Origin of the sequence: Streptomyces sp. NBC_00568 (assembly GCF_026341855.1) — a bacterium.
In the GTDB taxonomy this organism is placed as follows: domain Bacteria; phylum Actinomycetota; class Actinomycetes; order Streptomycetales; family Streptomycetaceae; genus Streptomyces.
The window spans coordinates 1,962,831-1,989,106 of sequence record NZ_JAPENW010000001.1 but is presented as its reverse complement, the minus strand read 5'-3'; the positions used below and the strand labels follow the sequence as shown (position 1 = coordinate 1,989,106).

Annotated in this window: 23 protein-coding genes; 12 read left to right on the top strand and 11 right to left on the bottom strand. The window is 70.3% G+C overall.

The window, feature by feature from the left end; genetic code table 11:
• Positions 1-259: 259 nt before the first annotated feature.
• Complete coding sequence (locus tag OOK38_RS08470; protein ID WP_266762146.1) at positions 260-460, bottom strand: hypothetical protein; 201 nt, start codon at positions 458-460, stop codon at positions 260-262.
• A gap of 51 nt (positions 461-511) precedes the next feature.
• Complete coding sequence (locus tag OOK38_RS08465) at positions 512-2,932, bottom strand: SpoIIE family protein phosphatase (RefSeq protein WP_266762147.1); 2,421 nt, start codon at positions 2,930-2,932, stop codon at positions 512-514.
• 548 nt (positions 2,933-3,480) lie between these two features.
• Between OOK38_RS08465 and OOK38_RS08460 the strand changes: the two genes are divergently transcribed.
• From OOK38_RS08460 to OOK38_RS08445, 4 genes are all read left to right on the top strand, one after another.
• Positions 3,481-4,074: a DUF4291 domain-containing protein gene (locus OOK38_RS08460; RefSeq protein ID WP_266762149.1), complete on the top strand. Its 594-nt coding sequence runs from the start codon at positions 3,481-3,483 to the stop codon at positions 4,072-4,074.
• A 1,337-nt stretch (positions 4,075-5,411) separates the two neighbouring features.
• Positions 5,412-6,083, top strand: a complete 672-nt coding sequence (locus OOK38_RS08455; RefSeq protein ID WP_266762152.1) for an enoyl-CoA hydratase-related protein — start codon at positions 5,412-5,414, stop codon at positions 6,081-6,083.
• Between the two features lie 144 nt (positions 6,084-6,227).
• The gene (locus OOK38_RS08450) at positions 6,228-6,830 is read left to right on the top strand and encodes a TetR/AcrR family transcriptional regulator (RefSeq protein ID WP_266762154.1); all 603 of its coding nucleotides are present in this window, start codon (positions 6,228-6,230) and stop codon (positions 6,828-6,830) included.
• 113 nt (positions 6,831-6,943) lie between these two features.
• The gene (locus OOK38_RS08445) at positions 6,944-7,867 is read left to right on the top strand and encodes a TauD/TfdA family dioxygenase (RefSeq protein WP_266762156.1); all 924 of its coding nucleotides are present in this window, start codon (positions 6,944-6,946) and stop codon (positions 7,865-7,867) included.
• Positions 7,868-8,419: 552 nt separating this feature from the next.
• On the opposite strand, the gene msrA is transcribed toward OOK38_RS08445, so the two are convergent.
• Entirely contained in the window at positions 8,420-9,136 is a 717-nt protein-coding gene (gene msrA / locus OOK38_RS08440; RefSeq protein ID WP_266762157.1) for a peptide-methionine (S)-S-oxide reductase MsrA, read from the bottom strand.
• Positions 9,137-9,361: 225 nt separating this feature from the next.
• Positions 9,362-10,480, bottom strand: coding sequence for a hypothetical protein (locus OOK38_RS08435; RefSeq protein WP_266762158.1), 1,119 nt, complete (start codon positions 10,478-10,480; stop codon positions 9,362-9,364).
• Positions 10,481-10,854: 374 nt separating this feature from the next.
• Here OOK38_RS08435 and OOK38_RS08430 point away from each other — a divergent pair, with 374 nt between their 5' ends.
• Positions 10,855-12,009, top strand: coding sequence for a cystathionine gamma-synthase (locus OOK38_RS08430; protein ID WP_266762160.1), 1,155 nt, complete (start codon positions 10,855-10,857; stop codon positions 12,007-12,009).
• Positions 12,010-12,034: 25 nt separating this feature from the next.
• Here OOK38_RS08430 and OOK38_RS08425 read toward each other — a convergent pair whose 3' ends face one another.
• The 3 genes from OOK38_RS08425 to OOK38_RS08415 all read right to left on the bottom strand — a co-directional run bounded on the left by OOK38_RS08425 (position 12,035) and on the right by OOK38_RS08415 (position 13,492).
• Positions 12,035-12,283 carry a hypothetical protein gene (locus OOK38_RS08425; protein WP_266762162.1) on the bottom strand — a complete coding sequence of 83 codons (249 nt, stop codon included), beginning with the start codon at positions 12,281-12,283 and terminating at the stop codon, positions 12,035-12,037.
• Complete coding sequence (locus OOK38_RS08420) at positions 12,280-12,777, bottom strand: sigma factor-like helix-turn-helix DNA-binding protein (RefSeq protein ID WP_266762163.1); 498 nt, start codon at positions 12,775-12,777, stop codon at positions 12,280-12,282. Before OOK38_RS08420 ends, OOK38_RS08425 begins: the two co-directional genes overlap by 4 nt.
• 208 nt (positions 12,778-12,985) lie before the next feature.
• On the bottom strand, positions 12,986-13,492 hold the full coding sequence (locus OOK38_RS08415; RefSeq protein ID WP_266848293.1) for a MarR family winged helix-turn-helix transcriptional regulator: 507 nt from the start codon (positions 13,490-13,492) through the stop codon (positions 12,986-12,988).
• Positions 13,493-13,657: 165 nt separating this feature from the next.
• Between OOK38_RS08415 and ilvA the strand changes: the two genes are divergently transcribed.
• The 3 genes from ilvA (at position 13,658) to OOK38_RS08400 (ending at position 16,924) form a co-directional block, all read left to right on the top strand.
• On the top strand, positions 13,658-14,887 hold the full coding sequence (gene ilvA, locus OOK38_RS08410; RefSeq protein ID WP_266762166.1) for a threonine ammonia-lyase: 1,230 nt from the start codon (positions 13,658-13,660) through the stop codon (positions 14,885-14,887).
• 172 nt (positions 14,888-15,059) lie between these two features.
• Positions 15,060-16,070 carry an ATP-binding cassette domain-containing protein gene (locus tag OOK38_RS08405; protein ID WP_266762168.1) on the top strand — a complete coding sequence of 337 codons (1,011 nt, stop codon included), beginning with the start codon at positions 15,060-15,062 and terminating at the stop codon, positions 16,068-16,070.
• A complete protein-coding gene (locus OOK38_RS08400; RefSeq protein ID WP_266762169.1) occupies positions 16,067-16,924 on the top strand; it encodes an ABC transporter permease in 858 nt (285 codons plus the stop codon). Before OOK38_RS08405 ends, OOK38_RS08400 begins: the two co-directional genes overlap by 4 nt.
• A gap of 128 nt (positions 16,925-17,052) precedes the next feature.
• On the opposite strand, the gene greA is transcribed toward OOK38_RS08400, so the two are convergent.
• The gene (gene greA, locus OOK38_RS08395; RefSeq protein ID WP_266762171.1) at positions 17,053-17,550 is read right to left on the bottom strand and encodes a transcription elongation factor GreA; all 498 of its coding nucleotides are present in this window, start codon (positions 17,548-17,550) and stop codon (positions 17,053-17,055) included.
• A 210-nt stretch (positions 17,551-17,760) separates the two neighbouring features.
• The gene (locus OOK38_RS08390; protein ID WP_266762173.1) at positions 17,761-18,162 is read right to left on the bottom strand and encodes a DUF4307 domain-containing protein; all 402 of its coding nucleotides are present in this window, start codon (positions 18,160-18,162) and stop codon (positions 17,761-17,763) included.
• Positions 18,163-18,313: 151 nt separating this feature from the next.
• Here OOK38_RS08390 and mca point away from each other — a divergent pair, with 151 nt between their 5' ends.
• Positions 18,314-19,195, top strand: coding sequence for a mycothiol conjugate amidase Mca (gene mca, locus OOK38_RS08385; RefSeq protein WP_266762175.1), 882 nt, complete (start codon positions 18,314-18,316; stop codon positions 19,193-19,195).
• Positions 19,188-19,454, top strand: coding sequence for a hypothetical protein (locus OOK38_RS08380; protein ID WP_266762177.1), 267 nt, complete (start codon positions 19,188-19,190; stop codon positions 19,452-19,454). Before mca ends, OOK38_RS08380 begins: the two co-directional genes overlap by 8 nt.
• A gap of 366 nt (positions 19,455-19,820) precedes the next feature.
• Here OOK38_RS08380 and OOK38_RS08375 read toward each other — a convergent pair whose 3' ends face one another.
• Together OOK38_RS08375 and OOK38_RS08370 are read right to left on the bottom strand one after the other, a co-directional pair.
• Positions 19,821-23,015: a tetratricopeptide repeat protein gene (locus OOK38_RS08375; RefSeq protein ID WP_266848292.1), complete on the bottom strand. Its 3,195-nt coding sequence runs from the start codon at positions 23,013-23,015 to the stop codon at positions 19,821-19,823.
• Positions 23,016-23,107: 92 nt separating this feature from the next.
• A complete protein-coding gene (locus OOK38_RS08370) occupies positions 23,108-23,539 on the bottom strand; it encodes a hypothetical protein (protein ID WP_266762181.1) in 432 nt (143 codons plus the stop codon).
• Positions 23,540-23,653: 114 nt separating this feature from the next.
• Here OOK38_RS08370 and OOK38_RS08365 point away from each other — a divergent pair, with 114 nt between their 5' ends.
• Positions 23,654-24,238, top strand: a complete 585-nt coding sequence (locus OOK38_RS08365) for a helix-turn-helix transcriptional regulator (RefSeq protein WP_266762183.1) — start codon at positions 23,654-23,656, stop codon at positions 24,236-24,238.
• Positions 24,219-26,255 (top strand): thioredoxin domain-containing protein, encoded by a 2,037-nt coding sequence (locus tag OOK38_RS08360; RefSeq protein WP_266762185.1) that lies wholly within the window; start codon positions 24,219-24,221, stop codon positions 26,253-26,255. Before OOK38_RS08365 ends, OOK38_RS08360 begins: the two co-directional genes overlap by 20 nt.
• Positions 26,256-26,276: the final 21 nt, after the last annotated feature.

Sequence of the window (26,276 nt, the reverse complement as noted above, 5' to 3'; positions counted from 1 at the left end):
TCAGGGGAGCAGACGGCAACACCACCACCCGGCCCCTCGGCAGCGACCCCTGTCCGATCCGCCTTCCGGCGAGTCCACTCGATCGGAGTTGCACGGTTCGGCGATCCGGCCCTGACCCGGACCGCCACGGTTCCGGTCGGTCAGCTGGTCCCGATCGTGCCGATCGTGCCGGCGGGGCCGGGCCGGGCCGACCGGGGGTGTGGTGGTTCCACGGGTTCACGACACCGCTCGGGCGAGGGAGAGAGGGCCGGCGCAGTCGCTACAAGGCGTCGAACGGGGGCACGATGCGGACGATGATGACGAGTGGGGCGCGCGGGGCCACGAGGAAGGAGAACCATCCGCCGGCCGCGTCCATACGACGTAGGCCGCTCGGCCTTGGGCCGTTGCCGAGATCACTGACGTCGATTCCCGTACTGGCGAGTTCGACGAGTTGGCCGGCCAGGCGTTCGACTTCCGCCACGACCTGGGCCGTGGTCGTGGAAGACGTGGAAGTCGTGGAGGCCCGCGGGGGTCAGGAGGGTGGCAGAGGCTGCTCCGTCCAGACTGTCTTGCCGTCGTGGGTGTAGCGGGTGCCCCACCGCTCCGTGAGCTGCGCGACCAGGAAGAGTCCGCGTCCGCCCTCGTCCGTGCTGAGGGCCCTTCGGAGGTGAGGGGACGTGTGGCTGGCGTCGGACACCTCACAGATCAGACAGTGTGTACGGATGAGACGCAGGGTGACGGGGCCGTCCGCGTACCGGTAGGCGTTGGTGACGAGCTCGCTGGCGACCAGCTCGGTGGTGAAGGCCATGTCCGACAGCCCCCATTCGGCCAGTTTCGCCGTGGTCAGCTCCCTGGCGCGGGCGGCAGCGGTCACTTCCAGCGGCAGGTGCCAGGTGGCGAAGTGCTCCGGCGGCAGTACCCGGGTACGGGCCATGAGCAGCGCGATGTCGTCGGTGGGGCGGCGGTCCGTGGGCAGCAGCGCTTCGATCACCCCGTCACAGGTGCGCTCCAGGGGATCGGCACCGTGGGCGAGACATTCCTCCAGGTTCTCCAGCGCGGCATCGATGTCGCCGTCGCGCGCCTCCAGGAGGCCGTCGGTGTAGAGCGTGAGCAGGCTGCCCTCAGGGAGGTCCAGGTGGTACATCTCGAACGGCAGCCCGCCCAGGCCGAGCGGTGGACCCGCGGGCAGGTCGAGCACGGTCACCTGGCCGTCCGGCGTGGACACCAAGGGTGCCGGGTGGCCGGCGCGGGCCAGGGAGCATTGCCGGGAGACCGGATCGTAGACCGCGTAGACGCACGTGGCCCCGAGCACCTGCTCGATCGCCGACTGGTTGCCCTCGGCGTTCGTCTCCCCCTCGGCGGCCAGCAGACTGACCAGATCGTCCAGCCGGGCCACCACCTCGTCCGGTTCCAGGTCGAGGCTGGCCAGGGTGCGCACGGCGGCGCGCAGGCGCCCCATCGAGGCCGCGGCGTGGATGCCGTGGCCGACCACGTCTCCCACGACGAGGGCGACTCGGGCCCCTGACAACGGGATCACGTCGAACCAGTCACCACCGATGCCCGGTTCACCGCTCGCCGGCAGGTACCGGCAGGCCACCTCGACGGCCGGCAGGTCGGACACCGTGCCCGGCAGCAGACTGCGCTGCAGAGTCAGAGCGGCGCTCTGTTGCTGGGTGAAGCGGCGCGCGTTGTCGATACAGACGGCCGCACGCGAGGAAAACTCATGGGCCACCGCGGCATCGTCTTCCTCGAAAGGCTCCGAATGGCGCACTCGCCACAGACTCACCACGCCCAGTACCAGGCCGCGTGCCATCAAGGGCACCGCGATCAGGGAATGAACGCCGAGACCCAGGGCGACCTCGATCCGCCGCCGGTCCATGGCGTACCACTCGGGGCGGAGGGACAGCAGCCGTTCGAGAATCGGCCGACGCTCGGCCAGGCACCGCGCCTGCGGGGACTCCGGAAGGAGCGGGACCACGTCGCCCTCCTGGAACGGGACCCGTGGTTCTGGGGGCGAAAGGGCCACTCGCAGCAGCGCACCTGCCATGTCCAAGGGCAGTTCGTCACCGAGTGCCACCGGTTTCAGGAGGTCCACCGAGCAGTAGTCGGCCAAGCCGGAGACGGCCACCTCGGCCAGCTCCCGGGCCGTCTGCGTCACGTCGAGTGAGGTTCCGATCCGGGCGCTCGCCTCGTTCAGCAGAGTGAGCCTGCGTCGGGCCCGGTAGCGCTGGGTCACGTCCTCGATCGTCTCCGCCACGCCGAGAACCCGGCCCGAGGAGTCTTCCATCCGGAACGCGGAGACGGACACCATCCGTTCCTGCCCCGGAGCATGGCGTGTGCGCGCCGACTGCTCCGTGAAGATCAACGGCTCGCCGGTCTCCAGGACGTGTCGTACCCGTTCCTCGGCCGGACCCGCGTCCTCGTCGACAAGGAACTCACCGGAACTACGGCCCACCGGCGCCTCGGCCGTGATGCCGCTGGCCTTTTCGATCGCGCGGTTGACCCGAATCACCTTCCTGTCCGGGCCATGGATGGCCAGACCGATCGGGGACCGGCGGTACAGGCCGTCCAGCAGCGCACGGTCCCGCTGCCAGGCAACGATTTCCGCGGCAGGGGCACCGACCAGGAACCACTCTTGACGATCTCCGTCGCGGGTGATCGCGCGGGCCCGGAAACCCATCTCCACACGCCGTCCGTCGTGGTGCCGGACGGGCAGGACTCCGAACCAGCCCCCTGCCCTCATGGCGTCCACGACGACGGACCGCGCGACCGGCAGGTCACGGGCGTCGACCAGGAGGTCCCGCCACGCCCGTCCGATCACTTCCTTGGCGCGGTAGCCCAGCAGCTCCTGCGCACGTGCGCTCCAGCCGACCACTGTGCCGTGATCGTCGAGCACGGCCGAAGCGGCATGCCCCAGGGCGAACGGATCCTCCGGACTCTCACTGAAATGCATCAAGGGCGTCCCCATAACCACCACTTTGCCTCCGTGACTCCGATGTTCCTCCTCCCGGTCTCCGTCCGCGACTCTCCCGTTCCTCTCGGCTCGGCCGTTCGACAGGAGTGACATGGCGGCGCTCAGCGTGTGCAGGCAGACGCCTGCAGGGAAGGGGGTGGCCACGGCTCGGGACCCCTTCGTCACGGAGGCCGGCGCAGGCGCTTCGGCGGGAGTCGCCATGGCGCGTGTTCCCAGTCAGCCCCTTCCGCTTGCCCGAACCAGCAGCCAGGACGACTCGGCCGCGGCACCATCCCAACGACGACGGGGCCCAGGCCAGCCGGACTCCGGGCGGGCAGACAAGCCGTACTCAAGGGGCAAGGGGCCGCAAGGTTCCTTCCACCGTGCCGCCCCCGACTTCCAGCGTGCCCCCGTCCCGGCACAACCGGACGCGGGGACCCCTGCTCCTCGACGCAGGCTGACATGGCGGCGCCGCACCGTAGCCCTCGCCGTCAGACGGGTACGAAAATCGGTGGTCACCTGACCTGGCCGAGCCCACGCTGTACGCCATGGAACAACCGCACCGCAGGATCCGCGCGCTCCACACGGCATCCACGATCACCGTCTACCAGGCGTACTCGCTCGAGATCGGACTGCCCGCCATCCGCGACGGCCGATTTCCCGCTGCGTGGAAGCCTGGCCGCATGACGTGGATCAAACCCAGTTTCATGTGGATGATGTACCGCTCGAACTGGGGCACGAACACCGGGCAGGAGACCGTCCTCGCCGTCGAGATCACTCGTGACGGCTTCGACTGGGCGCTGCGCCATGCCTGCCTGTCGAGTTACGTTCGCGGTCTGCATCCCGATCGCACCGCCTGGCAGCGTGACCTCAAGCGCGCACCGGCCCGTGTCCAGTGGGATCCCGAACGCGATCTGCACCTGCGTCCCCTGCCGTACCGCTCGCTGCAACTGGGGCTCTCGGGTGAGGCATCGTCGCGTTACGCGGACGACTGGATCGTGTCCATCAGTGACGTGACTCCGCTCGCCAATGAGATCCACGCACTCGTCAGGGACGGCGAACTGGACTCAGCGACCCGACTGCTCCCCCAGGAGCAGGGATACCCCGCCGATGAAGAACTACTGGCCCACCTGCGTCCCTGACCGGCAGCCCGGGCACACCGCCAGCATCACCCATGGGTCAGATGGCAGCACAGGTCTGTGGACGCTGCTCGGTGATCCAGGTCAAGCCTTGCTCACAAACCTCTGGCGGGACGGGTGGTACGTGACAACCGCGTTGTCGGAAGCCGATATCCGGTCGTCGAGGAAGATGCGCACATGGCTGATCACTCTCCCGCGATGTCTCTGATGTCCCTCGTGAACGACGCGCAGGCGTACGCGCTCTCCGGTGACACGACGGTCGCGGAGAGCTTCACCTTCGGCAGTGCCACCGTCGTCATCGGAGACGCCGGGACAGTGATCATCGTCGAAGCGGGGGAGAATCGGCGACGAAGCCGGACACGGCGAGATCAAGGCTTGGGCATGGGAGATCGAGGCCTGGTTCGCCCTCACCCAAAGCCGCTGGACTGACATGCTCGACGCCGTAGAGGCCAGCCACTCCGCGGACCAGTCACACTCAGTCGGCGTGCAGCTCTACGCGCACAAAGCGCGCGCTGCCGCCCGCATGGGAGACGCCCGGCTCGTCCGTGACTCCCTGGATGCCGGACGCGCGAGGCTGGATCGACTGCCCCGCCCGGATCATCCCGAGCACCACTTCATCATCGACCCAGACAAATGGGACTTCTACGAGATGGACGCCTACCGTCTACTCGGAGACGATGAACGCGCCGCTGTTCACGCCCGGTCCGTGATCCGCATCAGCACCGGACCCGACGGAACCGAAGTCTCCCCCATGTGCGCTGCAGAGGCTCGCCTCACTCTCGGAGTCGCCGCCGCCCGCACCGGGGACACAGAGGAAGCCGTCGGCCTGGGAGCCATGGCCCTTGCAGCCGATCGCAGGTCACTTCCCTCCCTGCTTTTAGTCGCCAACGAACTGGACAGGGAACTCCGTTCTCGCTACCCCCGCGAGACCGCCTCGCGCGACTTCCATGAGCGCGTCTTGACCATCACGCGAGGCGCAACGACACCGGAACTTCCCTTCCGACCATTCACGCCGATCGTCCGTCAGAGGGGTGCGGACCCCCTGGCGGATGTCGGGAGAGCTCCGCTGTCACAGCCGCGCGTACGTTCATCATGCTGGGCCGCCTGCCCACCCGGAAGTCCTCATCGGTGGCGACGTCCGCGTCGAGCCTCCTGCCCGGCGTCCAGGGCCTGACCCTCTAGATACGTTACTGGCAGTTCCGTTATTGTTGGCCCAGGCCGGTAGTCGTCAGCCTGCCGTAGTCGCCCTTTTTGCCCGGGCGGTGCGGCCTCTGACCTGAACAGTCGCGCCGCGGCCTTGACCTGTCACCTTGCGAACGACCCGCTCTGAAGGAGCCGCTATGCCCACGCTCGACCGTCAGGACAACGTCTTCGTCCTCGACCTCGGAGACGGCGAGAACCGCTTCCACCCCGACTGGATCGCCTCCGCCAACGCCGCACTGGACGACGTGGAGAAGGCTGATGGGCACCGTGCCCTGGTGACCGCCGCCACGGGAAAGTTCTACTCCAACGGCCTGGACCTGGAGTGGCTGTTCGCCCACGCCGACCAGCACCAGGACTACGTCATCTCCGTCCAGGGGCTCCTCGCGCGGATGCTGTCCCTGCCGGTTGTCACGGTGGCCGCTCTGCAGGGACACACCTTCGCGGCCGGCGCGATGTTCTCCCTGGCACACGACTTCCGCGTGATGCGTGCCGACCGCGGCTACTGGTGCCTGCCCGAGGCGGACATCAACATCCCCTTCACCCCGGGCATGTCCGCACTCATCCAGTCCCGGCTGGCACCGCAGTCCGCCCATGAGGCGATGCTCACCGCCCGCCGCTATGCAGGCGGCGACGCACTGGCCGCTGGCATCGTCGACCAGGCAGTCGACGAGGACTCCGTCCGCGCCTCCGCCATCGAGATCGCCCAGACGCAGGCCGGCAAGGCCGGCGACACCCTCGGCACCATCAAGGCCCGGATGTACGCCCCGGCCCTGGCCGCCCTGCGGGACACGACCAACCCCCTCGGCTAGACACGAATGGTTCGCGAGGCGGCAGGGAGGAGGGCGATGGCCCCGCCGCCTCGGGCGCATCGCCCTCCTGCTTCGTCCCGCGGTTCGACCGCCCCATACCTCCTGGTGGACCGCATGGTCCCGTGGAGATCGTAGGCTCGGTGCATGGTGGGTAGACAGTCGCGCGCTACGGAGCGGACACCGGGGCGGCCGCGGGAGGAGCGGGTCACCGGGGCGGTCCTGGAAGCCGTCGTCGGCCTGGTCACCGAGGAGGGCATCGGGGCGGTCATGATGGACGCCGTTGCCGCACGGGCCGCGGTGAGCAAGCCTGCCATCTACCGGCGATGGCCCACCAAGCAGGATCTGATCATCGCTGCTGCCGAAACCCGCTTCGGCGTCCTCGCGGTGCCCGATCTGGGCGACTTCCGCGCCGAGCTCCACTTCGTACTCACCGCCCGCCTGGAGGCATACCGGCTGCCGGGGTCCGACCGGCTGATCTCCGGCCTGATCGGAGCGGCGGCCGAGACTGGCACGGCAGGGGGCCAGTACTCGGAGTACACCGAGCGGATCATGGGCGAGACGAGGCGCATCCTCGAGCGCGGGATCGCCCGCGGCGACGTGGCGCCCGACACCGATGTCCGGGCCACGGCCACGCTGGTGGCCGCCCCGCTGCTCTTCCGGCTGGTCGGCGAGCAGGAGCTGCCCGACGCACGGTTCGTGGACGCGCTGGTGGACCTCGTCGCCCGCGCTGTCGGCTCGACTCACTGACGGCCTCCCGGCCACGGATTCCGCCTCAATTTTCCTGCCGCCAGGTCCTTGCCTCCCTCCGCCTCAATAACGATACTGCCGGTAACGATATTCCGGCTCGCTACGGAGGACTCATGGACAGCGTCGTCACCACCCCCGCCCCCGCGCTCGACAAGCCACTGATGCACTACGGCAAGCGCACGCTCGACCGCATCACGCCCGGCATGGCCCAGCCCGACTACCGGCTCCTGGACATCTGCCCGCTCACCCCGCACATCGGCGCCGAGGTGGAAGGCGTCGACCTCTCACTCCCGATCGGCGAGGACGTCGCGGAGGAGATCCGACAGGCCCTGCTGGAATGGAAGGTGCTCTTCTTCCGCGGCCAGGACGCCTTCGACCCGCAGTCCCAGCTCGCGTTCTCCGGTCTGTGGGGCGAGCCGGAACCGAACCCCTTCTTCCCCAAGGGCGACACCAACGAGGTCACCCGCCTGGCCAAGGACGACATGCTCATGGGCACGGAGAACATCTGGCACAGCGACCACTCGTTCATGGCCGCGCCGGCACTCGGCTCCGTCCTGCGCGCCGTCGAAGTACCGCCCGCCGGCGGCGACACCATGTGGGCGGACATGGCGGCCGCCTACGACAACCTCACCGAGTCCATGAAGGCCCGCATCGAAGGACTCACCGCCGTGCACGACTGGGTTGTGAGCCACGGCCTGCTGATGACCGAGAGCCAGATCGCGGGACACCGCGAGAACCTGCCGCCCGTCGAACACCCGGTGGTCGTCCACCACCCGCGCACGGGCCGCAAGGTGCTCTACGTCAACGAGCCCTTCACGACCCGGATCGTCGGCCTGTCGGACGTGGAGAGCCGCGAACTGCTCAACGAGCTCGTCCTCCAGGCCCGCATCCCCGAGTACCAGGTGCGGTTCCGCTGGCAGCCGGGCTCGGTCGCCGTGTGGGACAACATCGCCACCCAGCACTACGCGATCAGCGACTACTTCCCGCGGCGCCGTGTCATGGAGCGCATCGCCATCGCCGGCGTCCCGCTCTCCTGACCAGACTCCTCCAGTCATGGGCGGGTTTGGCTGCATCGTTGCCGACTCAACGAGCAAGGCCGGTGGGCACTGTCCGGCGTCAAGGGAGTCCCGGCGAAGGCGGGCCCTTTAGACCTCCGCGTAGGAAAACGCGGACCAACTGATTGATCCCCCTCCCGGTCGGAGAGGGGGATCACCGTGTCGCTCGATCCTTCAGACGCCTCGAACGCCCCTCAGACCCCCTCCACCTCGGAGACGATCTGTGAAGCGCTTCCAGGGCCCGGCAGCGGAGTCCGGGACGAGACGGGCGGCGCAGGAAGGCGAGGACGCGAAGCGCCCACCGCAGCCAGTGCAGCCGCCACCTCGTCCTCGCTCGCCCCCGCCGGGGCATCAATCACCCGATCGAGTGCCCTGTCCACGTCAGTGGCTGTGACCGCTCGGCGCCGGCGGCGTTCTTGACCGTCAGAGGCAGCAACTTCTTTCCAGTCGGGCCGATTTGTATGGCCGTGTCCATCTGCGGTCAGATGGCGCAGTCGACGCGTGCCGTCAACTGCCCTTCTGGAGACGGCCGCTTCAGTTCTCGGTCGGAGCCGGCGTGAGACCCGTCGGGCACGACACACCCCAGTTGGTCCCGAACGGGGTACTCAGCTTGACCCCCGTTCCGCCCAGCCCGCAGTACCCGTCCGGGTTTTTGCTGCCCGAAAGATACTGCTGGTGGTAGCCCTCCGCCGGGTAGAAGGGGCGGGTTTCCGCGGGGAGGATCTCTGTGGTGATCGTGCCGTGGCCGGACCGTGTGAGGACCTTCTGGTAGGCCTCGCGGGAGGCGGTCGCCGACTGGGCCTGGGCCGGGGTGTGGGTGTGGACGGCGGAGCGGTACTGGGTGCCCACGTCGTTGCCCTGGCGGAAGCCCTGGGTCGGGTTGTGGGACTCCCAGAAGACCTGGAGGAGCCGCTCGTACGTGATCAGCTCGGGGTCGTGGACCACACGGACCACCTCGGTGTGGCCGGTCAGGCCGGAGCAGACCTCTTCGTACGCCGGGTGCTCGGTGAAGCCGCCCTGGTAGCCGACCAGCGTCGTGTACACCCCCGCCGGGAGCTGCCAGAACGCGCGCTCGGCGCCCCAGAAACAGCCCATGCCGAAATCGGCGACCTCCAGGCCGTCGGGGTAGGGACCGCGCAGCGGCGTACCGAGGACGGTGTGCCGGTCGGGGAGCGTGAAGATCGGTTCGGGGCGGCCGAGCAGCGCCTGCTCGGCGGTCGGGAGCTGAGGCGTACGGCTGTACAGGAACATGCGCTCTCCACGGGGTGCGAGGACACCAGCACGGGCCTCGGGGCCAGAGGCTCGGGGACACCGGCACATCAGCACCCCCCGGGCACCATGGCCCGGGGCCGTGGTGGGAGGGGTGGGTGCGGCGTCACTTGCCTCCAACGCGGCTGCGTGGACAGGCATTCCGAAGGGGGCCCCTCGCCCGGCCCGCCGGAGAGGGGCGCCTTCACGCGTGCGTTCGTCGCCCGCTCAGTGCGACAGCGTCGCCGGGTTTCCGCCGTTCGCCTCGTAGCCGGCCACCGCCAGGGCGCGGTATATCGCGTAGTCCGCGGCCGGATCGTGGGTCAGCGTCCAGGGCAGGGCGCCGACGTGGCCGTCGACGTGCACCAGCTGGTTCATCGCCTCGGACCAGCGCTCGCCGCGGACGAGGAAGAAGACCAGCAGGTGGCGGACGTGGGCGAGCATCGGGTCGTCGGGGCGGGCCGCGTGGACCGCGTACAGCGCGCCGTGGACGGCCTTGGTCACGACCTCGCTCTGGTAGAAGCTGCGGACCAGGTTCACCTCGGGGAGGTGCTCGAAGACCGCGAAGAGCGGCATCGCCGCGAGGAGGGAGCCCTGCGGTGCGCGTGCCGCCGCGGCCTCCGCGAACGCGTACGCCGTCTCCCGCGAGCCGTGCCACTTCTCGCACCAGTAGTGCAGGGCCGCCAGATGCGCGCCCATGTGGGAGGGCGCGCGGTCCAGGATCTTCAGCCAGAGCTTCTCGAACTCCGGCTGGGAGTAGGCCAGTCCACGGGCCACCGACAGTTCGACGATGTACGGGATCGGGTCACCGGGGGACAGCAGCGCCGCCTCGCCGCACGCGGCCCGCGCCTCCTCCATGATGATCCGGAAGTCGTCGGTCCCCGGCGTCGACGTCCGCCAGGCCTGCTGCACCAGGAACTCGGCGTGCACCGCCGCGCCGCCCGCGTCCTTGGGGGCCTCGGCGCGCCACACCCGCAGCCACTGCCCGCCGGGTGTCTCGCTGACCCCGCCGGGGCGCTGCTGAAGCTCCAGCGACGCGGCCCCCGCGAAGGCCTGGACCCGCTGCCAGCGGGTCTCTCCCTCGGTCTCCGTGCCGGCCAGCAGCTGCGAGGCCGCGCGGTAGTCCTGGGTCTGCTGCACCACGTCCAGGACGTTCAGCAGATCCGCGTCCGGGCCCGGCATGCGGATGTCCAGCTCCTCCTGCCGCAGGAACCCGTAGTTCGCCGGGTCCGCGGCGTCCGGGTCCCCGGGCGAGACCAGCTGTACACCGGTGCGCCTGCGCCGGAACACCGGCAGCAGGACCAGGCTGAACATGGCCAGCGCCATCAGGACCCAGAGAATCTCCATGCCTCAAGCGAACCAGACGGGTCCGACAATTGGCCAACCGGTCCCACAACCGGTCCCAGACCGGGCCCACAACCGGTCCCAGACCCTTCCCACAACCGGTCCCAGACCGGGCCCACAACCGCTCCCACCACGTCCTCCTCTCCCACCACGTCCTCGGTATCGGTCTGCAGCCGTTCCCGTCGCGGCCCCGGCAGCGGTCCCTCACCACTCCTCCCGCCGCTCCTCCCACCACCCCTCTCACCACTCCGTACTCCCGTCACGGCCTCGGCACCGGTCGTCCGACGCCGCCCGTGGCCGGTTCCCGGCGGGGCGCGGTGTCGCCGGGGAGGGTGTGCGCCGTCATGAACGCCTGGGGAGCACTACGCTCGGGACTCATGAGCGACAGGCACATCAGTCAGCATTTCGAGACACTCGCGATCCACGCGGGCAACACCGCCGATCCCCTCACCGGCGCGGTCGTCCCGCCGATCTACCAGGTCTCGACCTACAAGCAGGACGGCGTCGGCGGGCTGCGCGGCGGTTACGAGTACAGCCGCAGCGCCAACCCCACCAGGACCGCCCTGGAAGAGAACCTCGCCGCCCTGGAGGGCGGTCGCCGCGGCCTCGCGTTCGCGTCCGGACTGGCGGCCGAGGACTGCCTGTTGCGTACGCTGCTGAGCCCCGGCGACCACGTGGTCATCCCGAACGACGCGTACGGCGGGACCTTCCGGCTCTTCGCGAAGGTCGTCTCCCGGTGGGGCGTGGAGTGGTCGGTCGCCGACACCAGCGACCTCGAGTCGGTGCGGGCCGCCCTCACCCCGAAGACGAAGGTCATCTGGGTCGAGACGCCGTCCAACCCGCTCCTCGGCATCACGGACATCGCCGCGGTCGCGCAGATCGCGCGCGAGGCGGGCGCCCGGCTGGTCGTCGACAACACCTTCGCGACGCCCTACCTCCAGCAGCCGCTGGCGCTCGGCGCGGACGTCGTCGTGCACTCCCTGACCAAGTACATGGGCGGCCACTCGGACGTCGTGGGCGGCGCCCTGATCACCGGTGACCAGGAACTCGGCGAGGAGCTGGCGTACCACCAGAACGCGATGGGCGCGGTCGCCGGGCCCTTCGACTCCTGGCTGGTGCTGCGCGGCACCAAGACGCTCTCCGTGCGCATGGACCGGCACAGCGAGAACGCGGGCCGGGTCGCCGAGATGCTCACCCGGCACGCGCGCGTGACGCGGGTTCTGTACCCGGGCCTCCCGGAGCACCCCGGTCACGAGACCGCCGCGAAGCAGATGCGGGCGTTCGGCGGCATGGTCTCGTTCCAGGTCGCGGGCGGCGAGGAGGCGGCCGTCGAGGTCTGCAACCGCGCCAAGGTGTTCACGCTCGGTGAGTCGCTGGGCGGTGTGGAGTCGCTGATCGAGCACCCGGGACGCATGACGCACGCCTCGGTGGCCGGTTCGGCGCTGGAGGTTCCCGGCGACCTCGTCCGTATCTCCGTGGGCATCGAGAACATCGACGACCTGCTCGAGGACCTTCAGCAGGCCCTGGGCTAGGCGAGGCGACCGTCCGTCCGGCCGGTCACCAGCCCGTCAGCGGTGGAGTCGTCTCGGACGGCGGCTCCACCCAGGGACGGGCCATCGTCGCCCAGACGACGAAGGCCACGGCCGCGGCGAACAGCACCAGCCACAGCAGCCGCCGGGCCGCCGTCCGGCGGCGCAGCATGCGCCCTCCGCGGCGTACGGCCTCGCCGTACAGGTCGGGCGGCACCGGGGGCGGGGCCTGCTCCAGCAGCCGTCGTACCGTCGCCTCGCGGTCCGGCAGGTTCATGACGATGCCACCTCCACCCTGGTGGGCGCCGGGCCGCTCGGCGGGTGCAGCAGCGTCGCCATGGCCCGGGCGCAGATCACCCGGACACGTTCCGTGGGAAGGCCGAGCAGGGCCGCCGTCTGCTCCTCGGCGACCCCCTCGTACAGCCTGAGGACGAGGACCAGGCGTTCCTGGGGGGTGAGGCGGGCCAGGACGCTGTCCGGGGAGGGGCGCAGCCGCCCGAAGCCGCCGTACTGATGCCAGGCGGTGCGCTGGAAGCGCACCGCCAGCTGCCGTCGGGCGCTGTCGTAGGGGTCCTCGCCGTGCAGCCGGTCCCAGGAGGCGTACGTATGGGCCAGGGCCAGCGTCAGCAGCTTCCGCGCGCGCGGGTTGGCGTCCCGGGGTTCCGCCGTGAGCAGCGTGGCGGCGTGCAGCAGCCGCCCGGCCGCGCCCGCGACGAACGCCTTGAACTCCCGGGCCCGGCGGATGTCTTGGGACGCACGCCGTTCTCGCACCACGCCTCCCCCCTGAGGGTGACCCTGAGGAAACGGGCCCGCGGCCGCGTGCGGCCCGTCGCACCGCGTACGACGAGGACCCGGTCTCATATGAGGCCAGGTGCCGCCTTCCGGTCAAGAGCCCGGCGCACATGCACGCGCGCGGGGAAGGACGTGGAGGGCACGGAGGCCAAAGGACACCGGGTCCGGCGCGGAGTTCCCGCGTGGTTCAGGAGGCGGGTTCGGACTCCGGCGCCGGCATGCCCTGGGCCGCCTGGCGGGCGGAGAGAGCGCTGTTGAAGCGCGTCAGGAGCGCGCAGAACGCCTCGCGCTCCTCCGGCGCCCATTCGTGTGTCAGCTCGGCCATCAACTGACGCCGGGAAGTGCGCACTTCGTCCAGGCGGGACTGGCCGCGCGGGGACAGCTGGAGCACCACGGCGCGCCCGTCCTCGGGGTGCGAGGTGCGCTTGACGAGCCCGGTGTCGACCAGCGGGGCGACCTGCCGGGTGACGGTCGAGGAGTCGATCCCCATGCTCGCCGCGAGCGCCTTGACGCCCATGGGGCCTTCCTTGTCGAGGCGGTTGAGCAGCAGGTACGCGGCACGGTCCATGGAGTTGCGCACCTGCCCCACCCCGCCGAGCCGGGTCTGTTCCGCACGGCGCGCGAAGACCGCGACCTCGTGCTGCAGGGCTTCGAGAAGACCGGTGTCACCGACGGTCGTCATGTCCATCGACATTTCTGGTGTTGTGGGCATGGCCGGGGGCTCAATTCATGCGTGGGGAGCTGGGTTGGGGGACAGGTTACGCGGCCGGGGCGCGGGCCGTACCGGCGCTGCGCAAACCTGGTCTCGGAGCGTGGTCACCACGGGAGTGCGCCCGCGTGAACTGCGAGACTGGTGGTCATGAGCTACAGCACGGCTGACTCCTTTCCCAGCGTGACCCTCGACGACGTACGCGGCGCGCAGAAGATGCTCACGGGTGTGTCGCGGGTGACCGCGATGGAGGGCAGCAGGTACCTGTCCCAGCTGGTGGGCGCGCCGGTGCAGTTCAAGTGCGAGAACCTGCAGCGGACCGGATCGTTCAAGCTGCGTGGCGCGTACGTGCGGATCGCGGGCCTGCTTCCGGAGGAGCGCGCCGCGGGTGTCGTCGCCGCGAGTGCCGGCAACCACGCGCAGGGCGTCGCGCTCGCGTCCTCGCTGCTCGGCGTGCGGTCCACGGTGTTCATGCCGACCGGCGCCCCGCTGCCGAAGGTCGCGGCCACCCGTGACTACGGCGCCGAGGTGAGGCTGCACGGGCAGGTGGTCGACGAGACCCTGGCCGCCGCGCAGGAGTACGCGGCGAGGACGGGCGCGGTGTTCATCCATCCCTTCGACCACCCCGACATCATCGCGGGCCAGGGCACGGTCGGTCTGGAGATCCTGGAGCAGTGCCCCGAGGTGCGCACGATCGTGCTGGGGGTCGGCGGCGGCGGGCTGGCGGCGGGCGTCGCCCTCGCGGTGAAGGCGCTGCGTCCGGACGTACGGATCATCGGGGTGCAGGCGGAGGGCGCGGCGGCGTACCCGCCCTCGCTGGCGGCCGGACGGCCGGTGGCGATCGAGAACCCGGCCACGATGGCCGACGGCATCAAGGTCGGCCGCCCCGGTGACGTGCCGTTCCGCCTCGTCGAGGAGCTGGTCGACGAGGTCCGTACGGTCTCCGAGAACAACCTCTCCAGCGCGCTGCTGCTGTGCCTGGAGCGCGCCAAGCTGGTCGTCGAGCCGGCCGGCGCGAGCTCCGTCGCGGCGCTGCTGCGCGCTCCCGGGACCTTCGAGGGCCCGGTGGTGGCGCTGCTGTCGGGCGGCAACGTGGATCCGCTGCTGATGCAGCGCATCCTGCGGCACGGCATGGCGGCGGGCGGCCGCTATCTGGCGGTCACGCTGCGGCTCACCGACCGGCCCGGCGCCCTGGCCACACTTCTCGGGGTGTTGTCAGTGGCGGACGCTAACGTCCTCGATGTGAGCCACGTACGGACCGATCCACGGCTCGGGCTCACGGAGGTGGAGGTCGAGCTGCACCTGGAGACGAAGGGGCCCGAGCACTGCGCCGAGGTGAATCTGGCGCTGCGCGAGGCGGGGTACACGGTCATCGGCTGAGGTCGGAGCCGTCGTCACAGCCCCGGTCGTCCCGGGCAGGGAAAATCCATTGAGCGACGCGATACATCGCGTTAGGGTGTGCGCGTCTCGGTCGGCGCCCGAGTGGGGTCGAACCGGAAAAATATGCTCATTGCGTAAAGACCGAAAATCCCCAACGACGTGGAGAACTCTCATGCCGGGCGCCATCTACGCCGAAGGCCTGGTGAAGACCTTCGGTGACGTAAGGGCTCTGGACGGCGTCGACCTCGATGTTCCGGAAGGCACCGTGCTCGGCCTGCTCGGGCCGAACGGCGCGGGCAAGACGACCGCGGTCCGCTGTCTCACCACTCTGCTCCGCCCCGACAGCGGCAAAGCCGTCGTCGCGGGCATCGACGTGCTCAAGGACCCCGACGCGGTACGGCGCAGGGTCGGCCTCTCCGGGCAGTTCGCGGCGGTCGACGAGTACCTGACCGGCCGCGAGAACCTTCAGATGGTCGGTCAGCTCTACCAGATGAAGGCGAAGGCCGCGAAGGTCCGCGCCGGCGAGCTCCTGGAGCAGTTCAACCTCACCGACGCCGCCGACCGCACCGCGAAGACGTACTCGGGCGGTATGCGCCGACGCCTCGACCTGGCGGCGGCCCTGGTCGTGTCACCCCCGGTGATGTTCATGGACGAGCCGACGACCGGCCTCGACCCGCGCAACCGCCAGCAGCTGTGGGACGTCATCAAGCAGCTGGTCTCCGGCGGTACGACGCTGCTGCTGACCACCCAGTACCTCGAAGAGGCCGACCACCTCGCGCACGACATCTGCGTGGTCGACCACGGCCGTGTCATCGCCCGCGGCACCGCCGACGAGCTCAAGGCGCAGACCGGCGGCGAGCGCGTCGAGGTCGTCGTGCACGAGCGCGAGCACATCGAGACCGCCTCCGAGGTGCTGCGCGGCTTCGGCAAGGGCGAGACCACGGTCGAGGAGCACACCCGCAAGCTCACCGTGCCCGTCACCGGCGGCGCGAAGCTCCTCGCGGAGGTCATCCGCGAGCTGGACACCCGGGGCATCGAGATCGACGACATCGGCCTGCGCCGCCCCACCCTCGACGACGTCTTCCTCTCCCTCACCGGCCACGTGGCCGAGGAGAAGGCCGAGGAGGACGGCCGGGTGGCGGACGCCCGGACCGGCAAGAGCAAGAAGGAGGCCGCCAAGTGAGCGCCGTCAGCGACGCCGTGCCGGTCACGGCGCCCTCGAACCCGATCACCCAGTCCATCCGGGATTCCCTGGTCATCGCCAAGCGGAACCTGATCAGGATGTCCCGCATCCCCGAGATGGTGATCTTCGGACTGATCCAGCCGATCATGTTCGTGGTGCTGTTCACCTACGTCTTCGGCGGATCCATGAAGATCGGCGGCAGCACCAGCGCCGAGGCGTACACCAACTTCCTGATGGCGGGCATCTTCGCGCAGACGGTCACCTTCGCCACCGCGGGCGCCGGCGCGGGCATCGCCGACGACATGCACAAGGGCCTCATCGACCGCTTCCGGTCGCTGCCCATGGCGCGTGGAGCGGTGCTGACCGGCCGCACCCTGGCCGACCTCGTGCAGACCGCGCTGACCCTGCTCGTCCTCGCGATCGTCGCCCTGATGGTCGGCTGGCGGGTCGGCACGACCGGCAGCACCGACGCGTTCCGCGTCCTCGGCGCCTTCGGGCTGCTGCTCCTGCTGGGGTACGCGTTCACCTGGATCGGCGCGCTCATCGGCCTGTCCGTGCGGACGCCCGAGGCGGCCACCTCCGGCGGGCTGATCTGGCTCTTCCCGGTCACGTTCATCTCGAACGCGTTCGTGGACACCGCCAACATGACGCCCTGGCTGCGGCATGTCGCGGACTGGAACCCGTTCAGCGCCACCGTGCAGGCCTGCCGTGTGCTGTTCGCCAACCCGGGGGTGTCGGAGTCCGAGGCCTGGCCCATGCGGCACTCGATCTGGGCCTCGGTGATCTACTCCGTCCTGATCGTGCTGATCTTCCGGACGCTCGCGGTCCGCAAGTACCGCTCGGCGACGGCGTGACGCGGACGCGGACACAGACGCGGACACAGACGCAGACGCGGACACAGACGCGGACGTAGAAGCAGGCGCAGACATGACGATGCCCCCGGCCTCGGCCGGGGGCATCGTCGTCGTCGCTGGTCCTGGGCTCAGCCCTGGTACGGCACGGCCTTGAGGATCTTCACCGAGGCGGGCTTGCCGTTCGGCAGCTCGTACCGGGCGTCCTCGCCGACCTTCTTGCCGTTCACGCCGGAGCCCAGCGGGGACTGCGGAGAGTACGTCTCGATGTCGGAGTTCGCGTACTCCCGCGAGCCGAGCAGGAAGTCCAGGGTGTCGTCCTCGTCGCCGTCGAAGGCGATGGTGACGACCATGCCCGGTGCGACCACGCCGTCCGCCGCGGGAGCCTCGCCGACCTTGGCGTTCTCCAGGAGCTGGGTCAGCTGGCGCACACGGAGCTCCTGCTTGCCCTGCTCTTCCTTGGCCGCGTGGTACCCGCCGTTCTCGCGCAGGTCGCCCTCCTCGCGCGCGGCCGCGATCTTGGCGGCGATCTCCGTGCGCGCAGGACCAGACAGGTACTCCAGCTCGGCCCTGAGCTGGTTGTACGCCTCCTGGGTCAGCCAGGTGACGTTCTCGCTGGTCTGGGTCACAGGTGCTCCTCGTAGGTACTGGGAATACAAAGCATCGCCCTACCCAGAAGCATGTTCTCTCACGGGTGGGCGAAACCACGAGCCTAACAATTCAGTGGCTCGGAGGGGAGGACATAAGACATCAGAATTACATCAATGCAGGTCAGTCACGGGTTGCCGAGAATGGTGCCGACCTGTTTCGACGCAGTCGGTGCGGGTGGGCGGTGTCGCTCAGCCCGAGTGACAGCCGAGGAGTTCCGCCGTGGAGCCCCGGGCCGTCGTACGCAGGGTAACCACCTTGTCGACGCGTGAGGAGTCCTGGTCGAAGCGGAAGTCGGCGCGGCCCACCTCGACGCCGTCGGCGCTCTGTGAACGCAGCGTGCAGTAGCCGCTCGCGCCCGCGTCCTTGCGCACTTCCAGGTGGGCCTCGACCGCGCTGTCCGAGACCGGCTTGAAGCTGATCACCTGGGCGCTGATCTCGGTCCCGCCGATGTAGTCGTAGCCGAACCAGCCGACCAGGCCGATGAGGGCGACGCCCAGGACACCACCGATGATCTTGAGCTTCCGGTCGGCGCGCTCGTCCGCGGAGCGGCCGTACCGGCCCTCGGGCAGCTGCGTGCTCGCCGTGCTCATGATCGTCCTCTCGGCTGAGGTCCGTGAGGGGGACCCCGGAATTATTCGCCCCCCGATTCCGTCACTATAGAAGCCGCCCACAGCGCTGATTCACGCCGGGCGCCGACAGCCGACTTACTCAGGCGACAGCCGACTGACCGAGGATTGAGTCTTGACTGACCAGCTGCGACTGATGGCCGTGCACGCCCACCCCGACGACGAGTCGAGCAAGGGCGCGGCCACCATGGCGAAGTACGTGTCCGAGGGGGTGGACGTGCTGGTCGTGACCTGCACGGGCGGGGAGCGCGGCTCCATCCTCAATCCCAAGCTTCAGGGCGACAAGTACATCGAGGAGCACATCCACGAGGTACGCAAGAAGGAGATGGACGAGGCCCGCGAGATCCTCGGCGTCAAGCAGGAGTGGCTCGGCTTCGTCGACTCGGGCCTGCCCGAGGGTGACCCGCTGCCGCCGCTCCCCGAGGGCTGCTTCGCCCTGGAGGACGTCGACAAGGCGGCCGGTGAGCTGGTCAAGCAGATCCGCTCGTTCCGCCCGCAGGTGATCACCACGTACGACGAGAACGGTGGTTACCCGCACCCCGACCACATCATGACCCACAAGATCTCGATGGTGGCGTTCGAGGGCGCGACGGACACCGAGAAGTACCCGGAGTCGGAATTCGGTCCCGCGTTCGAGCCGCAGAAGCTCTACTACAACCAGGGCTTCAACCGCCCACGCACCGAGGCGCTGCACAACGCGCTTCTGGACCGCGGCATGGAGTCTCCGTACGGGGACTGGCTGAAGCGCTGGAGCGAGTTCGAGCGCGCCGAGCGCACGCTGACCACGCACGTTCCGTGCGCGGACTTCTTCGAGATCCGCGACAAGGCGCTGATCGCGCACGCCACGCAGATCGACCCCGACGGCGGCTGGTTCAAGGTCCCCATGGACATCCAGCGGGAGGTCTGGCCGACCGAGGAGTACGAGCTCGCCAAGTCCCTCGTCGATACATCCCTCCCCGAGGACGACCTCTTTGCGGGCATCCGCGACAATGCCTGACATGAGCGCAAGCCTGGCACTGACGCACCTCGTCCCCCTCGCCAAGGAGGTCGACGAGAACAAGGTCACCCCCGGCGTCCTCGGCTTCATCGTCTTCGCGGTGATGGCCCTGGCCGTCTGGGGTCTGATGAAGTCCATGAACCGCCACATGGGCAAGGTCACCTTCGAGCAGGACCCCGAGGACAGGACCGCGGCCTCCGGCGGAGCGGAGCGGACCGGCTCCGGCTCCGGCGGGAAGGCCGCACCCGCGAAGGGCTGAGCGCGCACCCGCGGGGGCATCGGACCCCGCGGGAGCTTCAGCCGTGGTCTGCCCCGGCATGAGCTTCAGCCGTGGTCTGCCCCTGCGGGTGCTTCAGCCGTGGCGGGCCTGCGCGGGATCTCCAACCGTGGCCTGCCTCCGCAGGTGCTACAGCTTCAGCCCGTGGCTGGCCTCCGCGGGCGCTTCAGCCGTGTCCTGCCTCTGCCGGAGCTACGGCAGCGGTTGGCCCCCTCCGAGTAACACAGCCGTGGCCCGCTCGTGCGGGTGCTGCAGCCGTGCTCGGCCCCTGCGGCGTTTCCAGCCGTGGCCGGCGGCCCGGCGTGAGAGCCCCCGCTGCCCCCCACTGCGCCCGCTGCTCCGCCGTCCTCACGCCACCACCGGCACGCCCATCACGTCGCGCGCGTGGCGTCCCGGCACCATGCCCAGGCGCCAGGCCTGCCACCCGGCGTCCAGGTCCACTCCCCGCTCCAGCAGCAGCTGATACGCCTCGATGAAGTCGTCGAGCCTGCCGTCGCGGGTCGAGTGGCCGGTGCGGGAGAGCTGCGACAGTTCCTCCTGGGCCACCGCGGCGCCCACCTCGTAACCACCCGGGGCCGCGTACGGGAGCAGGGTGCAGCGCAGAAAACGGGCCCAGTCCTCCCCACGCCGGTCGCCGTACGAGGCGAACAGCCCGGCGGCCTCGTCGCACAGGGACAGGGCCTGCTGGGTACGGGCGTTTCCCGCGTCGACCACGGCGAGCTCCAGACACGTCCACGCCTCGCCGTGGGCCACCCCGATGCGCTGGAAGTCCGCGCGGGCATCCACGAGGAGCTGACGGGCGAAGCCCGAATTCCGCAGCGAGCCCGTCTGCGCGGCGCGCTGGTCGCGGGTCACGCGGGCCGAGTGGTGGCGGGCACAGGCCAGGCCGTAGACGTCCCGCATGCGGGAGAACATCGTCCGGGAGCGCTCCAGCTCGCGCACCGCCTGGTTCAGATTGCCGGTCTCCTCCAGCGACTGCCCCAGGTAGTAGACCGTCCAGGCCTCGCCGCGCGCGTCCTCGTTCTCGCGGTGGCGGGAGGACGCCTGGCGCAGCCCGTCGACCGCCGAGGACGGGTCGCCCTCGACGAGCCGGGCGCGGGCCAGCTGGGTGAGCGCCCACGCCTCGCCCCGGGCGTCGCGCGTACGGCCGTACAGGTCGAGTGCCTCGCGCAGCTCGCGCTCGGCGCGCGGCACGTCGCCCATCCGCAGGCCCAGCTGACCGAGCTGGAAGTGGGCCCAGGCCTCGCCGTGCACCGAGCCGCTCTCGCGGTGCAGGACCAGCGACCGGGTGAGGAGGTCGAGGGCGTGGGCGAGCCGGGACCTGTCGCGCTCGACCGCCGCCAGCGCGTGCATCGTCCAGGCACGGTCGGCCGCCAGCTCGGGAGAGGCCTGGAGGTCCATCGCCTCCTGGAGCTTGGCCGCGGCCTCGACGAGGTTGCCCTGATGGTGCAGCGTGATGCCGAGGGAGCAGAGCGCCCTGGCCGCCCCCGCGTCGTGGTGGGCCTCGAAGTAGAGGTCGACCACCGAGGTCAGGGTCGTCCGCGCCTTGTCCAGCTCGCCCAGCTGGCGGGCCGCGATGCCGGTACGCCACTGCACCGAGCGGACCAGGAGGCCCTGGTCGACGGCCTGCGTCAACTCGCTGATCTCGCCCAGGCGGTAGAGGTCGCCGCGCAGCAGGCAGTAGTCGCACAGAGCGCCCAGGAGGTGCAGCACCGCCGCCTGGTCCACCCCCTCCGCGTGCCGCAGGGCCGCCGTGATGAAGCTCGACTCGTCGTCCAGCCAGCGGAGCGCCGCGTCCAGGGAGGTGAAGCCGTGCGGTCCGAACTGGTCGGCGCGCGTCGACGTCTTGCCGTCCACCAGACGGATCACCGAGTCGGCGAGCTCCGCGTAGTTCACGATCAGGCGTTCCTGCGCCGCTGTGCGCTCCGAGGGCTCCTCCTCGTCGAGGAGGCGGGCCGAGGCGAAGGCCCGCACGAGATCGTGCAGGCGGTAGCGGCTGCCGCGCACGTGGTCGATCAGGCCCGCCCGGGAGAGCTCGGTCAGATGACGGACGGCCTCGGGCTCGTCCGTCGCGAGCAGGGACGCCGCCGCGGCCGCGCCCAGCGAGGCACGGCCGGCCAGCGCCAGCCGGCGGAGCAGCCGGCGTGCCATGTCCGACTGGTCCGTGTAGCGCAGCCACAGCACCCGCTCCACGGGTTCCACCGGACCGTACGCCGCGAGGTCGGTGGCCAGCTGACGGGGGGTGCGGGGGCCGAGCGAGGAGCCCGCGACGCGCAGCGCCAGTGGCAGGCCGCCGCACAACTCCCGGACCTGGTCCGTGGATTCGGCGTCGTACGGGCCGGACGCGTCCTGCGCCGCCGCGGTGAGCAGCTCCTCGGAACCCGCCGGGTCCAGCGCCTCGACGGGGAGCTGGTGCACCCAGGCGGCGAGGTCGGCGGGCAGTTCGAGGGGCTTCCGCGCGGTGACCAGGACCAGGCTCTCCGAGCGCTCGGGGACCAGGGTGCGCACCTGATCGACGTCGCTCGCGTCGTCCAGCACGATCGTCACCGGCAGGCCCGTCAGATGCTGGTGATACAGCTCGCTCAACCGTCTGACCTGCTGGTCCTGCGAGGAGCGCTCGCGGAAGAGGAGCTGTTCGCGGGGGGCGCCGAGCCGGTTCAGCAGGTGGAGCAGCGCGTCACGGGTGGTGAGCGGCGGGTCGTCCGGGCTGTCGCCGCGCAGGTCCACCACGCACGCGCCGCGGAACTGGTCCTTGAGCGCGTGCGCCGCCCGGACCGCGAGCGTGCTGCGGCCGGAGCCGGGCGCGCCGTGCAGCACCACGACCGTCGGCTTCGTCTCGGTGCTCGCCCGGGCCGCGTGCACCCACTGCGCCACCCGCGACAGCTCGGTTCTCCGCCCGGTGAACGGGCCGTCCGGTTCCGGCAGTTGACCGAAGGACTGCTCGAGGACACTGCGCCGGCGGGCCGCCGCGCTCTTGTCGGTGCGCCGCAGCTGGGGCGCACCCTGCTTGGCGCCGGTGGAGGCGTTGAGGACGCGCTGCTGGTCGAGGAAGGGACGGATGCCCCGTACCTCCAGGGCCGTCAGCCACTGCAGACGCAGCTGCTCGGGGCCGCCGGGCTGCCCCAGGGCGCCGGCCCGGCGGCTCGCGGCGGGCACGTGCGAGGCCGTCACCTTCAGGACGGTGGCCGCGGCGCCCGCCACGGCCACCGTCGCGCCGGTGCCGACGGCCGTGCCGGCGCCGGTGCCGAGGGCCAGGTCGGCGACGACGGCCGCGAGCGCGCCGACGGCCGCCACCAGCAGGGGAGTTCCGGCTCCCTCGCGCGCGTAGCGCTGCCCGAAGGTCTGCCGGCCCTCCTCCGACTCGTCCAGAGCCCGGGTGTACGCCGTGTACTCCTCGGCGGCGGTCTCCGCCATCGTGTCGAGCGCGGCCCGCGCCCGCGACAGCAGCACACCGCCGTCCACCCGCCCTCCGGAGCGACGCACCTCCTCCTCGACGGCCCGGGCCAACAGCCGCTCGGCCTCCGCCCGATGGCTGTCCCGCATGTCACGTCCCCCTCCGGCAGCAACTCCCTGGCCTATGAGTGTCCTTCGGGGAGGACGCGAACGCGAGAGGGCCGACGATCAATCCCCGACGGTCACGTCCGCCGACCGGTCCCGGAGCCCGCGCTTTCCGAGGCACGGGACTCGTCCTTTACTTCGCGCGGGGCACGCCCCTTGGAGAGGGCGAGGAAGACACAGGCGCAGGCGAGCGCGGCCTCCGCCACCGCGCAGGCCAGGGCTTGGACGAGAGGAGCGCCCGGCTGCGCGGTGGTTATGTCGAACCAGGCGTCGAGCACCGCGACCGCGGCCGTCGCCGAAGCGGTCAGCCGGGCGTGCGGATCGCCGCGCAGCCCCAGCACGGCGGTGGCCGCGCAGCCCGCCGCCATCAGCACGTCGAGTCCCACCCAGGCCACCTGCCAGTTCCGCACCTCGGTGCTCGCCGGGAGCGTACGCACGAGGAGCACCGTCCATGGCACGAGCGCCACGGCGGTGACGCCGAGCAGCACGAGAGCCCAGTTGCTTTGCATGACAGCACGATTCGTCCGCATGCCTCCACGATAGAACCGCAGAGGAAGTTCTGCAAAGAAAATTCTGCAGAATTTGTTCTGCAGGGGGAAGCGGGCCGGGGATACCGTGGTCGTATGCCCGACCCCGAGCTGACCAGCCTCGAACGCACCGCCCTGTACAAGTCCCTCGGCAACCCGCTGCGCCGCCGCATCCTCGACTACCTCGGCCGGCACGGCGAGGCGAACTCGACCGTGCTCGCCAGGGAACTCGGCGAGAGTTCCGGCACGACCAGCTATCACCTGCGCAAGCTGGCGGACCAGCGCCTCATCGAGGAGATCGCGGAGAAGTCGGGCGGCCGTGAACGCTGGTGGCGAGCGCTGCCGTTCCGTCACACCACGCCCGATCCGGCCACGATGACCCCCGAGGAGTTCGCCGCCGTCGAGGGCGTGGCGCGCCTGAAGATCGAGATGGACACCGGGCTGTACCTCCGGGCCCACAAGGAGTACGCGGGTCCCGAGGGGTGGGCCCAGGTCCAGCGATCCGGCAACTGGATGACCAAGGACGAACTCCTGGACTTCGTACGGGAATACCGGGCGCTCCTCGACCGGTACGGCCACCCTCGTGAAGATGCCCCCGAAGGGGCACGCCCGATGCATCTGCGCTTCTTCGCCGTCCCGGAGGGCGTGGGAGAGTGGAAGGGTGAACCGACTGGCCCATGAGACGTCCCCGTATCTGCTCCAGCACGCCGACAACCCCGTCCAGTGGTGGCCCTGGTCGGCCGAGGCCTTCGACGAGGCCCGGGCGAGCAACAGACCCGTCCTGCTGAGCGTCGGGTACAGCAGTTGTCACTGGTGCCATGTCATGGCGCACGAATCCTTCGAGGACGACGCGACGGCCGCGTATCTGAACGAGCGCTTCGTCAGCATCAAGGTCGACCGGGAGGAACGGCCCGACGTCGACGCCGTCTACATGGAGGCGGTGCAGGCGGCGACCGGTCAGGGTGGCTGGCCGATGACCGTGTTCCTCACTCCGGATGCTGAGCCCTTCTATTTCGGGACCTATTTCCCGCCCGAGCCCCGTCATGGCATGCCGTCCTTCCGGCAGGTTCTGGAGGGCGTGTCCAGCGCTTGGACCGACCGGCGGGACGAGGTCGCCGAGGTCGCGGGGAAGATCACGCGGGATCTGGCCGAGCGGGAGATGTCCTTCGGGGACAGCCAGGTGCCGGGCGAGGAGGAGCTGGCCGGAGCGCTGCTCGGGCTCACCCGGGACTACGACGCAGCGCGCGGCGGATTCGGCGGAGCGCCCAAGTTCCCGCCGTCCATGGTGATCGAGTTCCTGCTGCGCCACCACGCGAGGACCGGCGCCGAGGGCGCGCTGCAGATGGCGGTCGACACCTGCGAGCGGATGGCGCGCGGTGGCCTCTACGACCAGCTCGGCGGCGGCTTCGCCCGGTACTCCGTCGACCGCGAGTGGGTCGTCCCGCATTTCGAGAAAATGCTCTATGACAACGCCCTCCTCTGCCGCGTCTACGCCCATCTCTGGCGTTCCACCGGATCCGAGCTCGCCCGGCGGGTCGCTCTGGAGACCGCCGACTTCTTGGTGCGCGAACTCCGTACGAACGAGGGCGGGTTCGCCTCCGCTCTCGACGCGGACAGCGATGACGGCACCGGGCGGCATGTCGAGGGCGCGTACTACGTGTGGACGCCCGCGCAGCTGCGCGAGGTGCTCGGGGACGCGGACGCCGAACTCGCGGTCCAGTACTTCGGGGTCACCGAGGAGGGCACCTTCGAGGAGGGGGCTTCGGTACTCCAACTTCCTCAGCAGGAGGGGGTGTTCGACGCCGAGAAGGTCGCCTCCCTGCGGGAGCGGCTGCTCGCGGCGCGGGCCGGGCGGCCTGCCCCGGGACGCGACGACAAGGTGGTCGCCGCCTGGAACGGGCTCGCGGTGGCCGCCCTCGCGGAGACCGGCGCCTATTTCGACCGCCCCGATCTGGTGGAGGCCGCGATCGGCGCCGCCGACCTCCTCGTACGGCTGCACATGGACGACCGGGCGCGGCTGGCCCGTACCAGCAAGGACGGCCGGGTCGGCGCCCACGCCGGGGTGCTGGAGGACTACGCGGACGTCGCCGAGGGCTTCCTCGCGCTGACCTCCGTCACCGGGGAAGGGGTCTGGCTGGAATTCGCCGGGTTCCTGCTCGACCACGTCCTGGCGCAGTTCACGGACTCCGAGTCGGGTGCGCTGTACGACACGGCCGCCGACGCCGAGCGGTTGATCCGCCGCCCGCAGGACCCCACCGACAACGCCACGCCCTCGGGGTGGAGCGCGGCGGCCGGAGCGCTGCTGTCGTATGCCGCGCAGACCGGTGCGGAACCCCATCGCACCGCGGCGGAAAGGGCGTTGGGTGTCGTGAAGGCGCTGGGGCCGCGGGCTCCCCGCTTCATCGGGTGGGGGCTCGCGGTGGCCGAGGCGCTGCTCGACGGTCCGCGGGAGGTCGCGGTGGTGGGGGAGGGGAGTGATCCGGCCACAACGGCCTTGCGGCGCGCGGCCCTTCTGGGGACCGCGCCGGGTGCCGTCGTGGCGGTGGGGGTTCCGGAGAGTGACGAGCTGCCGCTGCTTTCCGGCCGACCGCTGGTGGACGGCAAGCCGGCCGCGTACGTCTGCCGTAACTTCGCGTGCGACGCCCCGACGACCGATCCTGACCGGCTTCGCACGGCTCTGAACGGCCGAAACGTGTGATTCCCAACCGGCCCAAACGCC

What these genes read in the sequence shown, in the direction of transcription:
- OOK38_RS08370 (WP_266762181.1), bottom strand. Translation starts at nt 23,539, where the DNA reads ATGCAAAGCAACTGGGCTCTCGTGCTGCTCGGCGTCACCGCCGTGGCG.
- OOK38_RS08380 (WP_266762177.1), top strand. Translation starts at nt 19,188, where the DNA reads ATGCCTGACATGAGCGCAAGCCTGGCACTGACGCACCTCGTCCCCCTC.
- OOK38_RS08435 (WP_266762158.1), bottom strand. Translation starts at nt 10,480, where the DNA reads ATGGAGATTCTCTGGGTCCTGATGGCGCTGGCCATGTTCAGCCTGGTC.
- OOK38_RS08415 (WP_266848293.1), bottom strand. Translation starts at nt 13,492, where the DNA reads ATGTCGATGGACATGACGACCGTCGGTGACACCGGTCTTCTCGAAGCC.
- OOK38_RS08365 (WP_266762183.1), top strand. Translation starts at nt 23,654, where the DNA reads ATGCCCGACCCCGAGCTGACCAGCCTCGAACGCACCGCCCTGTACAAG.
- OOK38_RS08425 (WP_266762162.1), bottom strand. Translation starts at nt 12,283, where the DNA reads ATGAACCTGCCGGACCGCGAGGCGACGGTACGACGGCTGCTGGAGCAG.
- ilvA (WP_266762166.1), top strand. Translation starts at nt 13,658, where the DNA reads ATGAGCTACAGCACGGCTGACTCCTTTCCCAGCGTGACCCTCGACGAC.
- OOK38_RS08375 (WP_266848292.1), bottom strand. Translation starts at nt 23,015, where the DNA reads ATGCGGGACAGCCATCGGGCGGAGGCCGAGCGGCTGTTGGCCCGGGCC.
- OOK38_RS08390 (WP_266762173.1), bottom strand. Translation starts at nt 18,162, where the DNA reads ATGAGCACGGCGAGCACGCAGCTGCCCGAGGGCCGGTACGGCCGCTCC.
- OOK38_RS08405 (WP_266762168.1), top strand. Translation starts at nt 15,060, where the DNA reads ATGCCGGGCGCCATCTACGCCGAAGGCCTGGTGAAGACCTTCGGTGAC.
- OOK38_RS08445 (WP_266762156.1), top strand. Translation starts at nt 6,944, where the DNA reads ATGGACAGCGTCGTCACCACCCCCGCCCCCGCGCTCGACAAGCCACTG.
- OOK38_RS08430 (WP_266762160.1), top strand. Translation starts at nt 10,855, where the DNA reads ATGAGCGACAGGCACATCAGTCAGCATTTCGAGACACTCGCGATCCAC.
- msrA (WP_266762157.1), bottom strand. Translation starts at nt 9,136, where the DNA reads ATGTTCCTGTACAGCCGTACGCCTCAGCTCCCGACCGCCGAGCAGGCG.
- OOK38_RS08460 (WP_266762149.1), top strand. Translation starts at nt 3,481, where the DNA reads ATGGAACAACCGCACCGCAGGATCCGCGCGCTCCACACGGCATCCACG.
- OOK38_RS08465 (WP_266762147.1), bottom strand. Translation starts at nt 2,932, where the DNA reads ATGCATTTCAGTGAGAGTCCGGAGGATCCGTTCGCCCTGGGGCATGCC.
- OOK38_RS08450 (WP_266762154.1), top strand. Translation starts at nt 6,228, where the DNA reads ATGGTGGGTAGACAGTCGCGCGCTACGGAGCGGACACCGGGGCGGCCG.
- OOK38_RS08455 (WP_266762152.1), top strand. Translation starts at nt 5,412, where the DNA reads ATGCCCACGCTCGACCGTCAGGACAACGTCTTCGTCCTCGACCTCGGA.